Raw genomic sequence first — 20,817 nt, 5'->3', positions numbered from 1 at the left:
AGTACGCAGTGGTGCGGCGCGCCCTCAGCCAGCAATGTGCGCAACTGCTGCAAGGCAATCTGCGTCTTGGTGGCGAATCTGATGTCTGAGGGCACACCAGCGCGAGCCCTGCGCGCAGCGTCCGCTGCCCAATCCTCAGGCAAGTACAACTGCCACGCCACAGGCAGGCTACCCTGGTCGCAGGCAAGCGACACGCTCACAGCCACCTGGCAGTTGTCCTGCTTGCCCAGCATCCCGCAGTATTGGCGTGCCACTCCGACTGAGTGAATGCCCTTCTTTGGGAACCCCGTGTCGTCGATGATCCACCAGCCGCCGCAGCTGAAGTCCATGTGCGGCACGACCCATTGGCAGACCCGGCGCAGCACTTCAGCATCGGACCATTGAGCCTTTGCCACAAAGTGATGAAGCGCCTGGTGCCTGGCACTGGCATGAAGCGGGTCTACCCGAGCAGCTATGGGCTCCACGCTCTTGCGCGGCAGCGGCAGCATCAAACCTGTGCAGTAGCCCTTGAGCCCCGCGTGGCGATCCGCATGCCCAAGACCTTGGGACAGGTGATCCATGTACTCATCAAAGCGTTCGCTCGCATCCATCGTCTCTCACGCAAAGAATGAAGAGATGCACATAATGCCTTGATTTTTGTGACACAGTAAGACTAACAGACCCTAGATACGATCCTTCATCTGATCGGGTCGGAGAGGTTGGGCCACAAGGGCAGGCGGGCCTGGCCATCCTGCCGGCCTTCGGTGCCTTCATTGGCACCTGGAGCGCGCGCGCCGCGCCTGGCCGCCAGGTCTATGCCGTCGGCGCTGGCGCGGTGTGGGCGGTGCCGATCAGCGGGGCAGCAGCAGGCGGTTGAGGCTGTCCAGATCGTCGGGGCGCAGCGAGCCGCTGGCCTGGCGCAGCTTCATTGTGGCCACGATCACGTCGTAGCGCGCCTTGTACAGATCTTTCTGGGTGCTGGCCAGCGCGGTCTGCGCATCGAGCACGTCCTTGTTGACGCGCACGCCCACGCGGTAGCCCAACTGCGTGGCTTCCAGGGCCAGCTTGGCCGAGCTTTCGGCGGCCTCCAAGGCCTTGACCTGGGCCTGGCCCGATTGCACGCCGAAGAAGGCCTGGCGGGTGGCCAGGGTCACGCTGCGCTTGGCGTTGTCCAGATCACGCCCGCTCTTTTCTTCCAGGGCCAGCGTTTCACGGATGCGGTTTTGCACGGCGAAGCCTGCGAACACGGGCACGTTCACTTCCACGCCGATGGTGGAGTTGGTGCCATCGCTGGCCTTCACAGTGAGCGGCCCGTTGCCGTCTATGTCCGTCTTGCTGACGGAGGCCACCAAGTCAGCGGTGGGTAGATGACCGGCACGTGCGCGGGTTGTTTCCAACTTGGCGTAGTCCAGCCCCACTTGCGCTTTGCGGATGGCGCTGGAGTTAGGCGTCAGGTTCACCCACTCCTCGGCGGTGGCGGGCTGCAGCGGGGGCAGCATCACCGGCGTGAGCAGGGGTTGGGGCTGGACGTCGGTGCGACCCACCAACTGGTCGAGCGCAGCCCGCTTGACCTGCACATCGTTCTGCGCGGCGATCTCCTGCGCGGTGGCCAGGTCATGGCGGGCCTGGGCTTCGCGCGTGTCGGTGATGGTGGCGTTGCCCACCTCGAAGTTGCGCTTGGCCGAGGCCAGTTGCTCGGCCAGAGCCGCCTTGTTGGTCTGGGCGGTAGACAGCACATCCTGCGCGCCCAGCACATCGAAGTAGGCCTGGGTCAGGCGCACCAGCAGGTCGTCCTCGGCGGTCTTGAGGTCAGCCTCGGCCGCGATCAGGGATTGATCCGCCTGGTTGATGATGGCCGACAGCTCTGCGTTGAACAGCGACTGGCGGGCCTGCAGGGCCAGGCTCTTGGTCGTGATCGAGTAGCTGCTCGAGGTGCTTCCGGTCGAGGCTGCCAGGGCCGCGCGCTGGGCCGCGCTCATTGAGGAGCCCGAATCGAAGTGCTGGCGGGAGACCGTGCCCTTGAGGCCCACTTGCGGCAGTCGCTGGCCGCGGGCCTGGGCGGCCTTGAACTCGGTGGCGTCGGATTGGGCCTTGGCGGCCAGGTAGGCCGCGTCATAGCCCCGTGCGGCCTGGTAGAGGTCCACCAGGCTCTGCGCCTGGGCGCCCGCTGCCATGCCGGCCAGCATCAGGGCGACCGCGAACGGGGCGCGGGCAAAGGCTTCCCGGGCCCGGGAGCGCAGCAGGGCGTTCGGGCGGGAGGGGCGGAGGGCGCGGATCGGCATGGAGGGGTCCTTCGGGGGGCGACTTGAAACAGCAGAGGGTCAGAACGTGAAGGGGCGGCTGGAGGCCATGCCATCCAGCGGGGGGGCGATGGTGTCGAACAGCTCTTCATGCGAGAGCTGGCCCTGGTCGTTCTTGGTATAGAGCTTGGCCTGCATCACCGGCTCGCGGCCTTCGATGGCCAGCAGGCGGCCACCGGGCTTGAGCTGGTCGAACAGGGCCTTGGGTACGGCGGTGACCGAACCCGTGAGCACGATGGCGGAGTAGGGGCCTTGGGCGGCGTAGCCCTGGCTGCCGTCGGCCTCGACGACCTCGGCATTGCTGATCTGGGCCTTGCGCAGGTTGTTGCGGGCCAGCGACACCAGCTCGGTCTTGTTCTCCAGGGCGATCACGCGCTGGGCCTTGTGGGCCAGCAGGGCGGTGACATAACCGGAGCCGGCGCCGATTTGCAGCACGGTGTCGCGCTTGCTCAGGTTCAGGTCCTGCACGATGCGGGCTTCGACCTTGGGGTTGAGCATGGCCTGGCCGGCCGGCAGGGGCACTTCAAGGTCCATGAAGGCCAGGGATTGGTGAGCCGCCGGCACGAAATCCTCTCGGCGCACGACGGACAGCAGGGACAGAATCGAGGAGTCCAGCACGTCCCAGGGACGGATCTGTTGTTCGATCATGTTGAAGCGGGCTTGTTCGACGTTCATGCGCAAAATCCTAGGAGTCAAAGCGTCTGGGGACGGGCGGCCGGAAAAAATGGCCAGGCCGTGATTTTAAGAAGGGGGCGTGTCCCCGGCGGCTGAAATTGTGGGGTCAGGCTGGCTTTCTAAAACCCAACGACGTTTGATCCATTGCGACAAACGGTCTGTGTACCCGTAAATCACTGGCACGACCACCAGGGTCAACACCGAGGAGGCGATCACGCCGCCGATCACGGCCTGGCCCATGGGGGCCCGCTGTTCGGAGCCTTCCGAGAGCGCAAATGCCAGCGGCACCATGCCGAAGATCATCGCCAGCGTCGTCATCAGGATGGGACGCAGGCGCACCTTGGCGGCCAACAGCAGGGCCTCGCGCCGGGGCAGGGGAGCCTGCGGCTGGCCATCCTCGCCGACCATGCCTTCGCGGGCCCGGTTGGCGAAGTCCACCAGCAAGATGGCGTTCTTGGTGACCAGGCCCATCAGCATGATGATGCCGATCACCGAGAACATGCTGACCGAAGAACCGAACATCAGCAGGGCCAGCACCACGCCGATCAGGGTGAGCGGCAGCGAGCTCATCAGCGCCAGCGGCTGCGAGAAGCTGCGGAACTGCGAGGCCAGGATCATGTAGATGAAGATCACGGCCAGGGCCAGCGCGGACAGCGCATAGCTGAAGGCCTCTACCATGTCCTTGGTCGAGCCGCCAAAACGGCTGCGGTAGCCCGGTGGCAGGGGGTGGTCGTTCAGCACGCGCTGGATATCGGCAGAGACCTCACCCACCGAGCGGCCCGTCACGTTGGCGGTGAACTCGACCTCGCGGTTCAGATCACGTCGGTTGATCTGCGTGGGGCCCACGCCCTCGGTGATGCGCGCCACCTGCGACAGGCGCAGCACCTGCGGCTCACCCGTGGTGCCCTGGCCTTGCGGGTTGATCACCAGGCGCGTGTCGGCGATGCTGGTGATGTCCTGCCGTGCAGACGGGATCAGGGACACGCGGATGTCGTAGTTCTCGTCGTCATCGGCGCGCCAGCTGCCGGCCACACGGCCGCTGACCATCACGTCCAGCGCGCGGCTGATGGACGACACCGAGAGGCCCCGGTCGGCCGCGGCATCGCGGTCCACCGCCACGTTCAGCGTGGGCTTGCTGGGCTTGAGGCTGGTGTCGATGTCGACCAGGCCGGGGATCTGCTGCAGGCGCTGCATCAGGTCCTGGCTCAGGCGGTCCAGCGTGGCCAGGTCGGTGCCCTGGATGGACAGCTGGATGGGCTTTTGCCCCCCAACCGCATCGAGCACGCCCACCTGCGTCACGGTGATGCCGGGGATCTGGCTCAGCACCTGCCGCATCGGCACGGAGAGCTGATCGACGTTGCGCGTTCGTTCTCGCCGGTCCTTCAGCCGCACATAGATGGACACCTGGTTGCGGCCCAGCGCCACGCCCGTGTTGATGGTGGCCAGGGTGTAGCGCACCTCCGGCATCGCGCGAATCACCTGATCGACCTGCCGCGTGCGTTCTTCGGTGGCCTCGATGGCGGTGCCCGGCGGTGTGTAGAAGCTGACGTAGGTCTCGCTGAAATCGGCGCGTGGCACGAACTCGGTGCCCAGCAGCGGGGTCAGGAGAACGCTGAGCACCAGGCTGCCACCGGTCACCAGCAAGGTGACGGCGGGGTGGTCCAGCGACCAGGCCAGCAGCGCCTGGTAGCCGTTGGACAGCGATTCGGTCTGCCTGTCGAACCACGCGGTGACGCGGCCGATGCTGCGGTCGTACCAGGTCTTCGTGCCTTGCCGTGCGCCGTGCAGGGCCGGGTCGTGCCACACGCTGGACAGCATCGGATCGAGCGTGAAGCTCACGAACATCGAGATGCCCACGGCGGCCACGATGGTCAGGCCGAACTCATGGAAGAACTTGCCGATGATGCCGCCCATGAAGCCGATGGGCAGGAACACCGCGATGATCGACAGTGTGGTGGCCAGCACCGCCAGGCCGATCTCCTGCGTACCCTCCAGCGAGGCCAGCCTCGGGCTCTTGCCCATCTGCACGTGCCGCACGATGTTCTCGCGCACCACGATGGCATCGTCGATCAGGAGGCCCACGCTCAGGCTCAGGGCCATCAGCGTCAGCATGTTGATCGAGAAGCCGAAGGCGTACATGAAGAAGAAGGTGCCGATGATCGAGATCGGCAGGGTCAGCCCCGTGATCACCGTGGAGCGCCACGAGTTCAGGAACAAAAAGACGATGCCCACCGTGAGCAGCGCGCCTTCGATCAGCGTCTGGCGCACGGTGCTCACGGCCACCTCGATGGGGCGGCTGTTGTCGCGCACGATGCGCAGCTCGGTGCCGGGCGGCAGTTCGCCGCGCAGGTCGGCCACGGCCTTGTGGATGCCGCGCACCACCTCGATGGTGTTCTCGCCCTGGGACTTGATCACTTCCAGGGCCAGGGCGCGGCGGCCGTCGATCAGGGCCAGGCTGTCGATCTCCTGCGGGCCATCGACCACATCGGCGACCTGGCCCAGGCGGATAGGCTGGCCGGCGCGTGTGGCGATGATCAGGCGCTCGAAATCCTCCACGCGGCGCAGGCGGGCGTCGATCTGCACCACGCGGTCCTGGTCGCGCGTGCGCACGCTGCCGGCGGGCTGGTCCTGGTTCTCCTGCGCGACGGCCGAGAGCACCTGGTCGGGGCCGATGCCCAGGGCCTCCATGGCCTGCGGGCGCAGGTAGACGTTGATCTCGCGCTTGGTGGCGCCCACCAGGTTGACAGTACCCACGCCGGGCACGTTCTCCAGCCGCTTGCGCAGCACCTGGTCGGCATAGCTGGACAGCGTGACATTGGGCACCTTGCCATCGGGCGATACCAGGGCCAGCGACAGGATAGGCCGGTTGGCCGGATCGAAGCGCTGCACGCGGGGCTCTTCCACCTCGTCGCGCAGCAGGGGGCGCAGGATGGCGATCTTCTCGCGCACATCGTCGGCGGCGCGGCGGCTGTCCACGTCAAGGTTGAACTGCACGATCACCACGGCCGTGCCCTCGTAGGAGCGCGAGTAGATCTGGCTGATGCCCGCGATGGTGTTGACGGCCTCTTCGACCTTGCGCGTCACCTCCGTTTCGACGATGGCCGGCGAGGCGCCCGGGTAGTCCATCTGCACCACGATGGTCGGGAACTCGATGTCGGGGAACTGATCGACCTTGAGCCGCTGGTAGGAGAACAGGCCCAGCACCACCAGCGCCGCCATCATCATGGTGGCCAGCACGGGGTTGCCGATGGACAGGCGGGTGAACCACATGGCGGGTCAGGGGGCAGGGGTTTGGGCAGGCGCCGCGGTGTCCACCACAGTGCCGGGGCGCAGCAGCCCGATGGTGTCGCGCAGCACGCGCTCGCCGGGCTGCACGCCGCTGGCGATGGCGATCATGGGCGCGGCATCGCCGTCGATGCGGCCACCGGCGCCCAGTGTCACGGGCAGGTGCTCGATGCGTGTGCCGCGCAAGGCCTGCACGAAGGGCCCGGTGGCGCCAGCGCGTACGGCGGCGCGCGGCAGCACCACGGCGTCTTCACGCGACAGATCCAGCTGCCCCTGGGCGAACAGGCCCTGGCGCAGGGCAGGGTGTGGCGCCACCGACAGGTAGACCATCACCGCCCGCGTGCCGGCCGTGGCGCTGGGGTTGATGCGGGCCACCTTCACGGCCAGCTTGTCCGGCAGGCCATCGACGGCCAGCCAGCCCGGCGTGCCGACTCGCACCTGGGCCACGTCTTCGGGCTTGAGCGCGGCTTCCAGCTCGATGCGCGATAGGTCCACGATCTCGACGATGCGCGCATCGGGCGACAGGCGTTCACCCGCCTGCGCGAACTGCTGCGACACCAGGCCGTTGATCGGGCTGCTCAGCTGCGTGTCGGCCACGGCCTTGGCGGCCACCTTGGCGGCGGCCTGGGCGGCCTGCAAGGTGGCTTTGGCCGCAGCCTCGTTGGACACGGCCGTGTCCAGCGCGTTCTTGGAGATGAAGCCCTGCGCCACCAGCGCCTGGTTGTTGTCCAGCGTCTGCCTGGCGATCTGCCATTGCGCCTGCGCCGAGGCCGCCTGCTGGCGTGCCTGCTCCAGGCGGTTGCCGTATTCGTCGGTGTCGATGCGGGCGATCAACTGGCCGCGCGTCACCTTGTCGCCTTCGCGCACGCTCAAGCTTTGCAGCTCGCCGCTCACGCGCGCCTTGATCAGCACGCTGTCAACAGCGCGCAGGCTGCCGGAGATGTCGATGGTGCGCCACAGCGGCAGGCGCTTGGCTTCGACCAGGTCGCCCGCGCCCAGGCGCAAGGTGCCCTGGCTGCTGGCATGCCCCGTCTGCGTGATCTGCGCGCGCTCGGCCTGCCGCGCCAGGATGGCCCGCGTGATGCCGCCGGCCAGGGCCAGCACCGCCACGCCGCCCACGGCCCACCGTTGCCAGCGCTTCATGCCTGGCCTTTCGCGGGGCGTGCGTCAGCAGGCTTGCGCACTTCCAACCCGTGCAGCAGCAGCTCGATCTGTGTCTTCATGAAGGCGTCCGCATCCAGCGGGAAGGGGTTGTTCGGGGCACTGCCCGCGCAATACGGGTAGAGCATCAGGAACTGGGCCGCGGCCATCATCGACTGCACCACGGCCATCACGTTGATCGGGCGGAACTCGCCGCGTGCCACGCCGCGCGCTACCGCGCGGCTGAGCAACTGGTGCGTGGGCGTGATGACCTCGTCCAGGTAGAACTGCGCCAGCTCGGGCATGTTGCCCACGTCGGCCACCACCAGCTTGAAGATGCCAGAGACCTTGGAGCTGCCGATGCGGCTCCACCACGTGTGCATCAGGATGTGCAGCAACTCGGAGGTGGGGCCTTCGAAGCGGCCCACGATGTCGCTGCCCTCGGTCAGCACCGTGACCACGGAGTTGCGCACCACGGCCTTGAACAGCTCATCCTTGCTGGGGTAGTACAGGTACAGCGTGCCCTTGGAAACTCCGGCCTGCCGGGCCACATCGTCCATGCGTGTGGCGGCCAGCCCCTTGCTCACGAACTGGGCCAGCGCCGCGTCCAGCAACTCCTGCGGGCGTTCGGCCTTGCGGCGTTGCCGTGCAGGGGACGGGGCGGGAGGCGGCGCGGCGTCACCGGGCGACGGTGCCGGGGTCTTGGACATGGGCAAGGAACTGCTGGGTTAATGACTGGTCAGTCAGTAATGGTAGACATGTCCTGCCGTGCAGGTCAAGCAGCATCCGCCCGGGTCAGATACCCAATAATCGGCAACCATGAGCAAGCCCACGCCCACCACCCGCGCCGATTACGCCCATCTCAGCACCATCACCACCCGCTGGATGGACAACGACATCTACGGCCATGTCAACAACGTCACCTACTACAGCTACTTCGACACGGCGGTGAACCGTTACCTGATCGAGGCCGGCGTGCTGGACATCCACGCCGGCGGCGTGATCGGCCTGGTCATCGAGACGCACTGCAACTACTTTGCGGCGCTGGCCTTCCCCAAGGACGTGCAGGCGGGCATCCGCGTGGCCCACGTGGGCCGCAGCAGCGTGCGCTACGAGATCGGCCTGTTCGAGGCAGGGCAGGAAACGGCCGCAGCCACCGGCCACTTCGTGCATGTGTACGTAGACCGCGAGACGCGCCGCCCCGTGGCCCAACTGCCCGAGGATTTCGCCGCCGCGCTGCAGCGCCTGCGTGTCGATGCACCGCCCGCCTGAGCTTTTGCGCCCTAGCCTTCGCGCCACAGCCCGCCTCATCACTGAACCCAACCCAAGGTCGCCTCCATGAGCAGCAGTGCCTCCCAGCCCCGACAGGATCCTCTCATCACGACCGAGCACACGGCCGCGGTGGACCACGCCATCACCTCGCGCCGCTCCATCCGCCGCTTCCTGCCCACCGAGGTGCCGCGCGAGGTGATCGAAGACATCCTGCGCGTGGCCGCCCGCGCGCCTTCGGGTACCAACACCCAGCCCTGGAAGGTGCACGTGCTCACCGGCCAGTCGCGCCAGACCCTGGTCGACCGCGTCACCGCCGCCTACGAGGCCGAGGGCAACGCCGGGCGCCATAAGGAGCAGTACGCCTACTACCCCGCGCAATGGGTGACGCCCTACATCGACCGTCGCCGCAAGGTGGGCTGGGATCTCTACGGCCTGCTCGGCCTGGAGAGGGGCGACAAGGTCGGCATGCACGCGCAGCACCGCCGCAACTACGCCTTCTTCGACGCGCCCGTGGGCCTGATCTTCACGATCGACAAGGTCATGGGGCAAGGCAGCTGGCTGGATTACGGCATGTTCCTGCAGAGCATCATGGTCGCCGCGCGCGGCCGTGGCCTGGACACCTGCCCGCAGGCCGCCTGGAACCAGTTCCACTCGGTGATCGCCGAGGTGCTAGGCCTGGACGAAACGTCCGAAATGGTCGTGGTGGGGATGGCACTGGGTTACGCCGAGCCCGATGCGATTGAAAATACCTTGCTGACCGAACGCGAAAGCGTCGCCAGCTTCACGCAATTTCTGGGGTAAACCCGGATGAGTCAGGCCTGATTAATCAGACTACAGTCATTGTCTGAATTTCCCGAGCCCTGTTTTTTCCGCTGTCCGTTGCCGGAGGTAGTTCCATGAGCCTGATGGGCCAAATGATGCACTTGCCCTTGACCATCTCTTCGCTGCTGACGCATGCATCGCGTCACAACGGCGATGTCGAGATCGTCTCCAAGCGTGTGGAAGGTGACATGCACCGCACCACCTGGGCCGAGGTGGATGTTCGTTCGCGCAAGCTGGCCCAAGCCCTGGCCCGCCTGGGTCTGCAGGCAGGTGACCGCGTCGGCACCCTGGCCTGGAACGGCTACCGCCACGTCGAGACCTACTACGGCGTGTCCGGCTCGGGCCTGGTGTGCCACACCATCAACCCGCGCCTGTTCCCGCAACAGGTGGCCTGGATCATCAACGACGCCGAAGACAAGGTGCTGCTGGTCGATCTGAACATCTTCCCGCTGGTCGACAAGCTGGCCGCCTCGCTGCCCACCGTCAAGCACGTGGTCGTGCTGGCCGCGCGCGAGCACATGCCCAAGGAATCGTCGATTCCGAACCTGCTGTGCTACGAAGAGCTGCTGGCCGCTGAAGACGGCAACTACGAGTGGCCCAGCTTCGACGAGAACACCGCCGCCAGCATCTGCTACACCTCGGGCACAACGGGCAACCCCAAGGGCGCCGTGTATTCGCACCGCTCCACCGTGCTGCACGCCTACGCCGCGGCCTTGCCGGATGCCATGAACGTGGCCTCCAAGGACACCGTGCTGCCCGTGGTGCCCATGTTTCACGTCAACGCCTGGGGCCTGCCCTACACGGCGGCCCTAATCGGCTGCAAACTGGTGATGCCGGGCCACCACCTGGATGGCGCCTCCCTGTTCGATCTGTTCGAGAAGGAAAAGGTCACCTTCAGCGCTGGCGTGCCCACGATCTGGCTGGGTCTGCTCAACCACGTCAAGGCCAACAACCTGAAGTTCAGCACCTTTAAGAGCACCGTGATCGGTGGCGCGGCCTGCCCGCCCGCCATGATCAAGACGCTGCAGGATGACTATGGCGTCGAAGTGATCCACGCCTGGGGCATGACCGAGATGTCGCCGCTGGGCACGCTCAGCCGCCTCAAGGCCAAGCACGCTGACATCTCCAAGGACGACAAGCAGCGCATCCTCGAGAAGCAGGGCAAAGGCATCTTCGGTGTCGACATGCGCATCGTCGATCAGGACGGCAAGGAGCTGCCCTGGGACGGCAAGACCCCGGGCGACCTCGAAGTGCGTGGCCACTGGATCATCAACAGCTACTTCAAGATGGACAAGTCGCCGCTGCACGACGGCTGGTTCCCCACGGGCGACGTGGCCACCATTGATGCCGACGGCTACATGCAGATCACCGACCGCAGCAAGGACGTGATCAAGTCCGGCGGCGAATGGATCAGCTCCATCGACCTGGAGAACGTGGCCATGGGCCACCCAGCCGTGCACGAGGCCGCCGCCATCGCCGCCTTCCACCCCAAGTGGGACGAGCGCCCGCTGCTGGTCGTGGTCAAGAAGCCCGGTGCCGAGGTGACCCCAGCCGAGCTGATCGCCTTCTACGACGGCAAGATCCCCAAGTGGCAACTGCCGGACGACGTGGTGTTCGTGGACGAGATCCCGCACACCGCCACGGGCAAGATCTACAAGCTGAAACTGCGCGAGCAGTTCAAGGACCACAAGCTGCCGACGGCTTGATGGTGGGTTGAGAAAAAGGCGCTGTGAAGCGCCTTTTTCCTTGATGGCGCACGCCTTGGCAATGTCCAGATCGGACAGTTTTCGAGGCTTCCCGGACGTCGTCGTGACTGCACTGCGGATCGTTGCATTTTTGATGTAATGAAAACCCGGAAACACGGGTCTTCCCGAGGTGCACCCCTCAAAACAGGGGGGTAAATTTCCACGGTCACGGATCTTTTAGACCAGGAGAAATAGATGCGCTTTCCCCACCGACCCTTGGCTGTTCTGATCGCTGCTTCGCTCGCTTCCGCCGCTGCTTTTGCCCAGAAGGGCGAGACGGTCAAGATCGCCTGGATCGACCCCCTGTCGGGTCTGATGGCCAGCGTGGGCCAGAACCAGCTCAAGAGCTATCAGTTCGTCGCCGAGAAGCTCAACGCCAGCAACCCCGCCGGCGTGAAGTTCGAGATCATCAGCATCGACAACAAGCTGAGCCCCGCTGAATCCCTCAACGCACTCAAGTCCGCCGCCGACCAGGGCGTGCGCTACGTGGTGCAGGGCCTGGGCTCCGGCGCCGCGCTGGCGCTGGTCGATGGCATCAACAAGCACAACGAACGCAACCCCGGCAAGGAACTGGTCTTTCTGAACTACGCCGCGGTCGATCCCGACCTGACCAACAGCAAGTGCAGCTACTGGCACTTCCGCTATGACGCCGACACCTCCATGAAGATGGAGGCCCTGACCACCTTCATCAAGGAACAGGCCGACGTCAAGAAGGTCTACCTGATCAACCAGAACTACGCGCACGGCCACCAGGTCTCCAAGTACGCCAAGTCCGGCCTGGCCCGCAAGCGCCCGGATGTCCAGGTTGTCGGCGATGACCTGCACCCCCTGGCCCAGGTCCGTGACTTCGCGCCCTACGTGGCCAAGATCAAGGCCTCTGGCGCCGACACCGTGATCACCGGCAACTGGGGCTCCGACCTGGCCCTGCTGGTGAAGGCCGCCAACGACGCCGGCCTGACCGCCAAGTTCTACACCTACTACGGCAACTTCGGTGGCACTCCCACCGCCCTGGGCAAGGCCGCCGATGGCCGCGTGTTCCAGATCGGCTATGGCCACTACAACATGGGCGGCCTGTACGGCACGCTGCTGGCCGACTTCAAGAAGCGCTTCAACGACGACTTCTACTCCGCCGCCGTGTACTCGGTGATGGTGTCGCTGTCCGATGCCATCGCCAAGGCCAAGTCGACCGACCCGGTCAAGGTGGCCGCCGCGCTGGAAGGCCTGAAGTTCAAGACTTTCAACGGCGACGTGGAAATGCGCAAGAGCGATCACCAACTGCAGCAACCGCTGTACATCGCCAAGTGGCAGCCGGTGGACGCCAAGAACACCTACGACGTCGAGAAGACGGGCATGACCTTCGCACCGGTCAAGGCCTACGACGCGTACGTGTCCAGCACGCCCACCTCGTGCCAGATGAAGCGTCCTTCCTGATGGTGTGATGCGGGTGCGCGGCCGGTCTTCTCCACGCCGGCCGTCGCACCTGCTTTTTTCTGTTTTCCGCAGTAGATGCCCGCTGGCCCTGAAGGCCCTGGCATCCGCCCCGCGCGCGGTCACCGCCGCGGGGCCTTCATTTGATCGGCCTTCGCCGATTGCCGAGCCCGGGTCATGGAAACCTTTGTTGTCTTCTTTCTCAACGGTCTGAGCTACGGCCTGCTGTTGTTCATGCTGAGCGCCGGTCTCACGCTGATCTTCAGCATGATGGGCGTGCTCAACTTCGCGCACGCCAGCTTCTACATGCTGGGTGCCTACTTCGCCTACGCACTCACCGGCTGGATCGGCTTTGCCGCGGCCCTGGTGCTTGCTCCGCTGCTGGTCGGCGCTTTAGGTGCGGCCTTCGAACGCTACAGCCTGCGCAAGGTGCACGCCTACGGGCACGTGCCCGAGCTCTTGATCACCTTTGGTCTGTCCTACGTGATCTTCGAGTTGGTGCGCCTGGTCTGGGGCCCGTCCAACGTCGACTACCGTGTGCCCGAGGCCCTGAGTGGCCCGATGTTCACGCTGGTCAACGCCCATGCCAACGGCCTGAGCGTGCTGTGGGGTACGGGTGATCCGGCCCTGTGTGCGGCCGCCACGGGCAACAGCTGCACGCAGTTCCCGATGTACCGCGGCTTCATGGGCATCGTCGCTTTGTTCATGCTCGGCTCGCTGTGGCTGCTGCTCACCAAGACGCGCATCGGCCTGGTGATCCAGGCGGCGCTCACGCACCCCGAGATGACGCAATCGCTGGGCCACAACGTGCCCCGCGTGATGATGGGCGTGTTCGGTGGCGGTTGCGCCCTGGCCGGTCTGGCCGGCGTGATCGGCGGCAATGCCTTTGTGACCGAGCCCAACATGGCAGCCTCGGTGGGCGCCATCATCTTCGTGGTGGTGGTGGTCGGCGGCATGGGCTCGCTGGCCGGTGCCTTCATCGCCTCGCTGCTGATCGGCCTGATGCAGACCTTCGCCGTGATCGTCGATGTCTCCGTCGTGACGGTCATGCAGTCCATGGGCCACACCCTTAGCTACGAGCACTGGGCCTATCCGATTCTCAAGATCACGGTGTCCCAGATGGCACCCATCCTGCCTTACCTGCTCCTCGTCCTGATGCTGATCTTGCGACCCAAGGGTCTGCTGGGCACCCGTGAGGAGTGATCGAACCATGTCGCAACAAGCTGTCTACCACTTCAAGCCGATCAACCTGGGCCGCTGGATCGTCTGGTCCCTGTTCGCCCTGGTTCTGATCATCGCGCCCAAGCTGTTCACCAGCAGCCTGGCCATGACCATGCTCTCGCAGATGGGCATCGGCATCATCGTCTGCCTGTCCTATAACATGCTGCTGGGGCAGGGCGGCATGCTCAGCTTCGGGCATGCCGTGTACTCGGGCCTGGGCTCCTTCGCGGCCATCCATGCGCTCAACCACGTGTCTTCGGGCGCCTGGCACATCCCGGTCAGCCTGATCCCCATCATCGGGGGCATCGGCGGCCTGGTCGTCGCGGCCATCCTGGGGGCGGTCACCACCAAGAAGTCCGGCACCATCTTCGCGATGATCACGCTGGGCGTGGGCGAGCTGGTCTATGCCATGTCGCTGATGCTGCCCGAGTTCTTCGGCGGCGAGGGCGGCATCTCGGGCAACCGTGTCGTGGGCGAGCCCTTCATGGGCATCACCTTCGGCCCGCAGACCCAGGTGTACTACCTGATCGCGCTGTACTGCTTCATCTGCACGGTGCTGATGTACGCGTTCACGCGCACGCCGCTGGGCCGCATGCTCAATGCGGTGCGCGACAACCCCGAGCGCGTGGAGTTCATCGGCTACGACACGCAGCGCGTGCGTTTCTTTTCCTTCATGATCGCGGGCTTCTTCGCGGGCATCGCCGGTGGCCTGTACACGCTGAACTTCGAGATCGTGACGGCCGAGGTGGTCAGTGCGCACCGCTCGGGCGCCTACCTGCTGTTCACCTTCCTGGGCGGCGCGCTGTTCTACTTCGGGCCGATCATCGGCGCGGTGCTGATGGTCTTCGCCACGGTGCTGCTGTCCGAGCTGACCAAGGCCTGGCTGCTGTACCTGGGCGTGATCTTCCTGGTGATGGTGATGTACGCGCCGGGCGGCGTGGCCAGCCTGATCATGATGAACGTGCATGTGGCCGCCTACGGCATGCTGCGCAAGCTGTGGACCTCCTACCTGGCGCTGGCCGGCACGCTGGCCACCACGCTGCTGGGTATCTCGGCCATGGTCGAGATGGTCTACCACATCAAGCTCAACGAGGCCCTGGGCCCGCAGATGAGCTTCCTGGGCGCAGAACTCAACACCCGTGGCACGGACGCCTGGCTGGGCGCTGCTCTGCTGGTGATCGTGGGCGCGGGCCTGTTTGAGCTGTCCCGCCGCACCTTCGTGCAGCAGTGGGGCCAGATCCAGGAAGACATCGAGGCCGAGATCCGCCGCCGGGCGGCGCTCTGATGAAGTCCCATTGAACAAGATCGCAGTCTCATGAGCACCCCGACCTCATCCTCTCAAGCCAGCCCTCAGGGCCTGGCCCTGGAGTTGCGCGATGTGCGCAAATCCTTCGGCAAGACCGACATCATTCGTGGCGCCAACCTGGCCGTGAAGGAAGGCGAGCGCGTCGCGCTGATCGGCCCCAATGGCGCGGGCAAGTCCACGCTGTTCAACCTGATCAGCGGGCGGCTGCCCGTCAGCAGCGGCGAGATCCAACTGCACGGCCAGCGCATCGACGGCCAGAAGCCCTACGAGATCAACCGCCGTGGCCTGGCCCGCAGCTTCCAGGTGTCCAACCTGTTCCCGCGCCTGTCGGTGTACGAGAACATCCGCTGCGGCGTGCTGTGGTCCATGGGCGCGGGCTATTCCTTCTGGCGCTTCCTGGGCGACATGAAGAAGGTCAATGACCGCACCGAAGAGATCCTGCAGATGATCCGGCTGGACAAGCGCCGCGACACCTCCGTGTCCTCGCTGACCTATGCCGAGCAGCGTGCGCTGGAGATCGGCGTGACCATCTCCGGCGGTGGCAACGTGGTGCTGCTCGATGAGCCCACCGCCGGCATGAGCAAGTCTGAAACCGCGCGCTTCGTGAACCTGATCCGCGAAGTCACCGTGGGCAAGACCCTGCTGACCGTGGAGCACGACATGGGCGTGGTGTTCGGCCTGGCCGACCGCATCGCGGTGCTGGTGTACGGCGAAGTGATCGCCTTCGACACCCCCGAAAACGTGCGCGCCAATGAGCGCGTCAAAGAAGCCTACCTGGGCTCGGTGCTGGCCGACCAGCAAGCCGCCGAAGCCGGAGTCTGACCCCCCATGCTTGCCATCAAAGACCTGCACGCCTTCTACGGCAAGAGCCACATCCTCCATGGCGTGAACATGGAGGTCAAGCCCGGCGAGATCGTGAGCCTGCTGGGCCGCAACGGCTCGGGCCGCTCGACCACCATCAAGACCATCATGGGCCTGGTCGATGGCCATGGCTCGATCGAGTGGAACCAGCACAAGTTGCTGGGCGAGAAGACCTACGACATCGCCCGCCTGGGCCTGGGCTACGTGCCCGAGAGCCGCGATGTGTTTCCCAAGCTCACGGTCGAGCAGAACCTGCTGCTGGGCCAGAAGCCCGGCGCCGGCAAGAAGAAGGGGCGCTGGAGCATCGACGACATGTACCAGATGTTCCCGCGCCTGAAAGAGCGCCGCAACACCGAGGCTGGCGTGATGTCCGGCGGCGAGCAGCAGATGCTCACCTTGTGCCGCACGCTGATGGGCGACCCCGACCTGATCATGATCGACGAGCCCACCGAGGGCCTGGCGCCCAAGATCGTCGAACTGGTGGCCGAGTACCTGAAGGAACTCAAGCGCCGCGGCTTGGGCGTGCTGCTGGTCGAGCAGAAGCTCACGATCGCGCTCGATATTTCAGAGCGCTGCTACGTGATGGGCCACGGCAGCGTGGTGTTCGAAGGCACCCCGCAGGCTCTGCGTGCGGACGACTACATCCGCCGCGAGTGGCTGGAGGTGTGAGCGTGCGGGCAGGGCGGCTTGTGTGGCCGCCCCGCAGGCTGGTGTCCGCCTTGGCGACGCTGGCGGCGCGCGGCCAAACCGGCCACCAGCAGGCCGGCGGCGGCCAGGGCCAGGCTTTCGGGCTCGGGCACGGCTGTTACCGAATAGCGGATGTTGTCGATGCCCACGTTGTAGACGTCGGCGCCCCATTGCAGGATCAGGCCGTTGGCGCTGGACACGTTGAGGCTGAAGCTCGAGGCCGTGGGGCCGGGGTCGAAACCGCCGCCGTTCCACAGCACCTCGCGGGTCGATGCATCCAGGATGGCCACGGAGGAACCTGTGTTGCGGTTGGCGTAGTCGCCGAAGTCGAAACCCAGCAACGTGACGTTCTGGCCTGCGAGTGGTGCGAACGTGATCTCGACGTAATGGCTGCCAGCGCTGTTGCCGGCCCAGGCCACGCCGGTCAGGTCGGAGTAACTGGCTTCCCAGTAGTACAGGGCGTCGAGCGCGACCTGATTGGTCGAGGCGACGATCGACTTGTAGCTGACATCCAGCGTGCCATCGAGGCTGCCGTAACTGGCGCCGATGATCGAATTGTTGCTGCAGGCTTGGTCGCCCGAGGCGCCACAGATGTTGCCGGAGAAATCCAGCGTATACGTGGCGGCCTGCGTCACGCCAAAGCCCATGCCCAGAGCGCTCAACGCTACGGACAGCACATGTCTTGCCTTCATCAAAAGTCTCCCTTGCAGACAGCAACACACCACAACGGCGCGACCTGGGAGACTTTAACCAGATTTGAATGGGGCCACCTCCCACGTTCTTGGGGGGCTTGGCCTGCGACTACAGTGGGTTGTCCTGCAGGCTGAAACATCCTCGCTTTTTTGGCTAGGGGTTTGCCCTCGATCCTCTACAACCATTGCAGAAGCTCTGTCACAATAAGTTCGTTCTTACAAGAAGCATTGTCAGATTCGATTCAAGAAGAGTGGTTCGTGGGGAAATCCCTTCGCGCATACCATTTTTCCTTCCTCTGATACCCCATAGCTATCCAAGCGACAACGCCATGAGCACCTCCTACAACGTCACCGACGGCGTGGCCGTCATCACGCTGGAAAACCCACCCGTCAACGGCCTGGGCCAGAGCACCCGCGCCGGCATCGTCGACGGCATCGCCAAGGCCAATGCCGATGCCGCCGTGAAGGCCGTGGTCATCACGGGCTCGGGCAAGGTGTTCTGCGGCGGCGCCGACATCAAGGAGTTCGGCTCGCCCAAGGCGGGCGCCGAGCCCAACCTGCACGTCGTGATCGACACGGTCGAGAAGTCGGCCAAGCCCGTCGTGGCAGCCATCCATGGCGTGGCCATGGGCGGTGGGCTGGAGCTGGCCCTGGGCTGCCACTACCGCGTGGTGGTGCCTGGCGCGCAGATCGCGCTGCCTGAAGTGAACATCGGCATCGTGCCGGGCGCCGGCGGCACGCAGCGCCTGCCGCGCGTGTTGGGCGTGGACGCTGCCCTGCAGATGATCACCACAGGCGCCTCGGTGCCCAGCGAGAAGCTGGCCAAGGCCCCCGGCCAGAAGTTGTTCGACCGCCTGCTGGATGGCGATCTGCTGCAAGGCGCCATCGCCTTCGCCAAGGAAGTGGCCGATGCGCGCCCGCTGCCCTCCGTGCGTGACCTGAGCGTGGCCGCCCCGGCCGATGTCGAGGCCTTCGTCAAGGCCCGCGCCGAACTGGCCAAGAGCCGCCGTGGCCTGGACGCGCCGCAGCGTTGCGTCGATTGCGTCGAGGCTTCCGTGAAGCTGGACCTGGACGCCGGCATCAAGTTCGAGCGCGAGGTATTCGAGAAGCTGGTCACCAGCGACCAGGCCCGCGCGCTGCGCCACGCCTTCTTCGGCGAGCGCGCCGCCAGCAAGATCCCCGATGTGCCCGACACCACGCCCCTGCGCAAGATCGAGCGCCTGGCCGTGATCGGCGCCGGCACCATGGGTGGCGGCATCACGATGAACTTCCTCAATGCCGGTGTGCCCGTCACGCTGCTGGAGATGAAGCAGGAGGCCATCGACCGTGGCGTCGGCATCATCCGCAAGAACTACGAAGCGCAGGTGTCCAAGGGCAAGCTGGCCCAGGACAAGTACGAGCAGCGCATGAGCCTGCTGACCACCACCCTGAGCTACGACGACATCGCCCAGGCCGACATGGTCATCGAGGCCGTGTTCGAGGACTTCGGCGTCAAGTCGCAGGTCTTCACCAAGCTGGACGAAGTGATGAAGCAGGGTGCGATCCTGGCCTCCAACACCTCCACGCTCGATGTCGACAAGATCGCCGAAGTGACCAAGCGCCCGGCCGACGTGGTGGGCCTGCACTTCTTCAGCCCGGCCAACGTGATGCGCCTGCTGGAAGTGGTGCGCAGCAAGCACACCGCCAAGGACGTGATGGCCACCGTGATGGCCGTGGCCAAGAAGATCAAGAAGGTCGCCGTGGTCTCCGGCGTGTGCGATGGCTTCATCGGCAACCGCATGATCGAGCAGTACAGCCGCCAGGCCGGCTTCCTGCTCGATGAAGGCGCCACGCCGCAGCAAGTGGACAAGGCCGTCGAGAAGTGGGGCATGGCCATGGGCCCGTTCCGCATGGGCGATCTGGCCGGCAACGACATCGGCTGGGCCATCCGCAAGCGCCGCTACACAGAGAAGCCCGACATGCGCTACAGCGCCACGGCCGACAAGCTGTGCGAGTTGGGCCGCTTCGGCCAGAAGACCGGCGCCGGCTGGTACGACTACGAAGCCGGCAAGCGTGAGCCCATCCCCTCGGCCGTGGTCGAAGAGATGCTGGACAAGCACCGCGCGGAGAAGGGCATCACGCCGCGCCAGATCAGCGATGAAGAGATCATCGGCCGCCTGATCCTGGCCCTGGCCAACGAAGGCGCCTACATCCTGGAAGAAGGCATCTCGTCGCGCGCTTCCGACATCGACATGGTCTACCTGACGGGCTACGGCTTCCCCGTGTTCCGCGGCGGCCCGATGTTCTACGCCGACACCCTGGGCCTGAAGACCGTGGTCGAGACCATGAAGAAGTTCCAGCAGAACCCGCTGGACGATGCAAAGGGCTGGGAGCCGGCACCGCTGCTGGCCAAGCTGGCGGCTGAAGGCAAGTCCTTCAACGGCTGAGCCTGATCCAGAACAAGGCACCGACACGGTCGCGTCCACAAGAAGGTCTGCAGCGCTCTTCGGTCTGCAGACCTTTTTTTCGGCCGCGCGTTGGTGCCGACAGGTCTTTCTACTGCGCCATGAGCGCCTGGGGGCAGCATGTCCTTCATTGAAACCACGCACAACGGCCACATCCTTGAGATCCGCGTCAACCGGCCCGAGAAGCACAACGCGCTGTCGCCCGAGATGTACCGCGACATCGCCCGGGCCTATGGCGAACTCAACCGCAACCCCGAGTTGCGTGTGGCCCTGTTCCATGCCGAGGGCAAGCATTTCACTTCCGGCGTCGAGCTGGACAAGTGGGCGCCCATCTTCGGCAATGGCAAGGGCTTCGAGGTGGGCGAGGGCGAGATCGACCCCTTCGGCCTGACCGGCCCGCGCCACAGCAAGCCGGTGGTGATGGCCGTACAGGGCAACTGCTTCACCTGGGGTGTCGAGATGATGCTCAACACCGAGGTGCGCGTCGCGGCCGAGGACACGCGCTTCGCGATGCTGGAGGTCAAGCGCGGCATCTTCCCGTGTGGAGGCGCGACCCTGCGCCTGCCGCAGCAGATGGGCTGGGCCAATGCGCAGCGCTACCTGCTCACGGGTGACTTCTGGTACGCCGACCTGGCCTTGCGCACAGGCCTTGTGCAAGAGGTGGTGCCGGCCGGCGAGCAACTGGCCAAGGCACGTGCCATTGCCGAGCAGATCGCCAATGCCGCGCCGCTGGGCGTGCAGAACGTGCTCAAGTCCACCCGCACCGCCTGGAACCAGGGCGAGGCCGAAGCCGCCAGCCACCTGTTCAAGGATCTGCTGCCCGTGATGCAGAGCGAGGATGCGGCTGAAGGTATTCGCTCTTTCATCGAACGGCGCGATGCCGTGTTCAAGGGCCGCTGAGCGAGCCCAGCCGGCGCTGATCAGGCGCTGATCTGATCTTGCGCCGGACCACATCGAATC

Annotated in this window: 16 protein-coding genes and 1 pseudogene; 10 read left to right on the top strand and 7 right to left on the bottom strand. The window is 65.3% G+C overall.

Going from position 1 to position 20,817, the window contains the following annotated elements; all coding sequences use genetic code 11:
- The 6 genes from WAQ08_RS15120 to WAQ08_RS15095 form a co-directional block, all read right to left on the bottom strand.
- The coding region (locus tag WAQ08_RS15120; protein ID WP_422192574.1) for an IS701 family transposase at positions 1-590 on the bottom strand (590 nt) is incomplete at its 3' end.
- 240 nt (positions 591-830) lie between these two features.
- Complete coding sequence (locus WAQ08_RS15115) at positions 831-2,261, bottom strand: TolC family outer membrane protein (RefSeq protein WP_422192572.1); 1,431 nt, start codon at positions 2,259-2,261, stop codon at positions 831-833.
- Between the two features lie 39 nt (positions 2,262-2,300).
- Positions 2,301-2,954 (bottom strand): protein-L-isoaspartate O-methyltransferase family protein, encoded by a 654-nt coding sequence (locus WAQ08_RS15110; RefSeq protein ID WP_422192571.1) that lies wholly within the window; start codon positions 2,952-2,954, stop codon positions 2,301-2,303.
- A 66-nt stretch (positions 2,955-3,020) separates the two neighbouring features.
- Positions 3,021-6,224 (bottom strand): efflux RND transporter permease subunit, encoded by a 3,204-nt coding sequence (locus tag WAQ08_RS15105; RefSeq protein WP_422192569.1) that lies wholly within the window; start codon positions 6,222-6,224, stop codon positions 3,021-3,023.
- A 6-nt stretch (positions 6,225-6,230) separates the two neighbouring features.
- Positions 6,231-7,382: an efflux RND transporter periplasmic adaptor subunit gene (locus WAQ08_RS15100; RefSeq protein WP_422192568.1), complete on the bottom strand. Its 1,152-nt coding sequence runs from the start codon at positions 7,380-7,382 to the stop codon at positions 6,231-6,233.
- On the bottom strand, positions 7,379-8,089 hold the full coding sequence (locus tag WAQ08_RS15095; protein ID WP_422192566.1) for a TetR/AcrR family transcriptional regulator: 711 nt from the start codon (positions 8,087-8,089) through the stop codon (positions 7,379-7,381). Before WAQ08_RS15095 ends, WAQ08_RS15100 begins: the two co-directional genes overlap by 4 nt.
- Before the next feature lie 109 nt (positions 8,090-8,198).
- Here WAQ08_RS15095 and WAQ08_RS15090 point away from each other — a divergent pair, with 109 nt between their 5' ends.
- The 8 genes from WAQ08_RS15090 (at position 8,199) to WAQ08_RS15055 (ending at position 16,703) form a co-directional block, all read left to right on the top strand.
- Complete coding sequence (locus tag WAQ08_RS15090; protein ID WP_422192564.1) at positions 8,199-8,651, top strand: acyl-CoA thioesterase; 453 nt, start codon at positions 8,199-8,201, stop codon at positions 8,649-8,651.
- Between the two features lie 66 nt (positions 8,652-8,717).
- Positions 8,718-9,452 (top strand): nitroreductase, encoded by a 735-nt coding sequence (locus WAQ08_RS15085; RefSeq protein ID WP_422192562.1) that lies wholly within the window; start codon positions 8,718-8,720, stop codon positions 9,450-9,452.
- A 95-nt stretch (positions 9,453-9,547) separates the two neighbouring features.
- Positions 9,548-11,179 (top strand): 3-(methylthio)propionyl-CoA ligase, encoded by a 1,632-nt coding sequence (locus WAQ08_RS15080; RefSeq protein WP_422192560.1) that lies wholly within the window; start codon positions 9,548-9,550, stop codon positions 11,177-11,179.
- 234 nt (positions 11,180-11,413) lie between these two features.
- Positions 11,414-12,649: a branched-chain amino acid ABC transporter substrate-binding protein gene (locus WAQ08_RS15075; protein ID WP_422192559.1), complete on the top strand. Its 1,236-nt coding sequence runs from the start codon at positions 11,414-11,416 to the stop codon at positions 12,647-12,649.
- A gap of 174 nt (positions 12,650-12,823) precedes the next feature.
- The gene (locus WAQ08_RS15070; protein WP_422192557.1) at positions 12,824-13,849 is read left to right on the top strand and encodes a branched-chain amino acid ABC transporter permease; all 1,026 of its coding nucleotides are present in this window, start codon (positions 12,824-12,826) and stop codon (positions 13,847-13,849) included.
- Positions 13,850-13,856: 7 nt separating this feature from the next.
- Positions 13,857-15,152 carry a branched-chain amino acid ABC transporter permease gene (locus tag WAQ08_RS15065; RefSeq protein WP_422192555.1) on the top strand — a complete coding sequence of 432 codons (1,296 nt, stop codon included), beginning with the start codon at positions 13,857-13,859 and terminating at the stop codon, positions 15,150-15,152.
- 30 nt (positions 15,153-15,182) lie between these two features.
- Positions 15,183-15,995 carry an ABC transporter ATP-binding protein gene (locus tag WAQ08_RS15060; protein WP_422192553.1) on the top strand — a complete coding sequence of 271 codons (813 nt, stop codon included), beginning with the start codon at positions 15,183-15,185 and terminating at the stop codon, positions 15,993-15,995.
- A 6-nt stretch (positions 15,996-16,001) separates the two neighbouring features.
- Positions 16,002-16,703, top strand: coding sequence for an ABC transporter ATP-binding protein (locus WAQ08_RS15055; RefSeq protein WP_422192551.1), 702 nt, complete (start codon positions 16,002-16,004; stop codon positions 16,701-16,703).
- A 56-nt stretch (positions 16,704-16,759) separates the two neighbouring features.
- Here WAQ08_RS15055 and WAQ08_RS15050 read toward each other — a convergent pair.
- Positions 16,760-17,413: pseudogene (locus WAQ08_RS15050) on the bottom strand (PEP-CTERM sorting domain-containing protein); the annotation flags it as partial.
- Between the two features lie 329 nt (positions 17,414-17,742).
- On the opposite strand from WAQ08_RS15050, the gene WAQ08_RS15045 reads away from it, so the two are divergent.
- Both WAQ08_RS15045 and WAQ08_RS15040 read left to right on the top strand, forming a co-directional pair.
- Positions 17,743-19,839 carry a 3-hydroxyacyl-CoA dehydrogenase NAD-binding domain-containing protein gene (locus WAQ08_RS15045; protein WP_422192550.1) on the top strand — a complete coding sequence of 699 codons (2,097 nt, stop codon included), beginning with the start codon at positions 17,743-17,745 and terminating at the stop codon, positions 19,837-19,839.
- A 138-nt stretch (positions 19,840-19,977) separates the two neighbouring features.
- On the top strand, positions 19,978-20,757 hold the full coding sequence (locus WAQ08_RS15040) for a crotonase/enoyl-CoA hydratase family protein (RefSeq protein ID WP_422192549.1): 780 nt from the start codon (positions 19,978-19,980) through the stop codon (positions 20,755-20,757).
- Positions 20,758-20,817 lie beyond the last annotated feature (60 nt).

The sequence above is a fragment of the Aquabacterium sp. genome (genome assembly GCF_049274795.1).
In the GTDB taxonomy this organism is placed as follows: Bacteria; Pseudomonadota; Gammaproteobacteria; order Burkholderiales; family Burkholderiaceae_C; genus Aquabacterium.
Note: the sequence above shows the minus strand (reverse complement) of the source record. Positions and strands in the feature narration are given on the sequence as shown.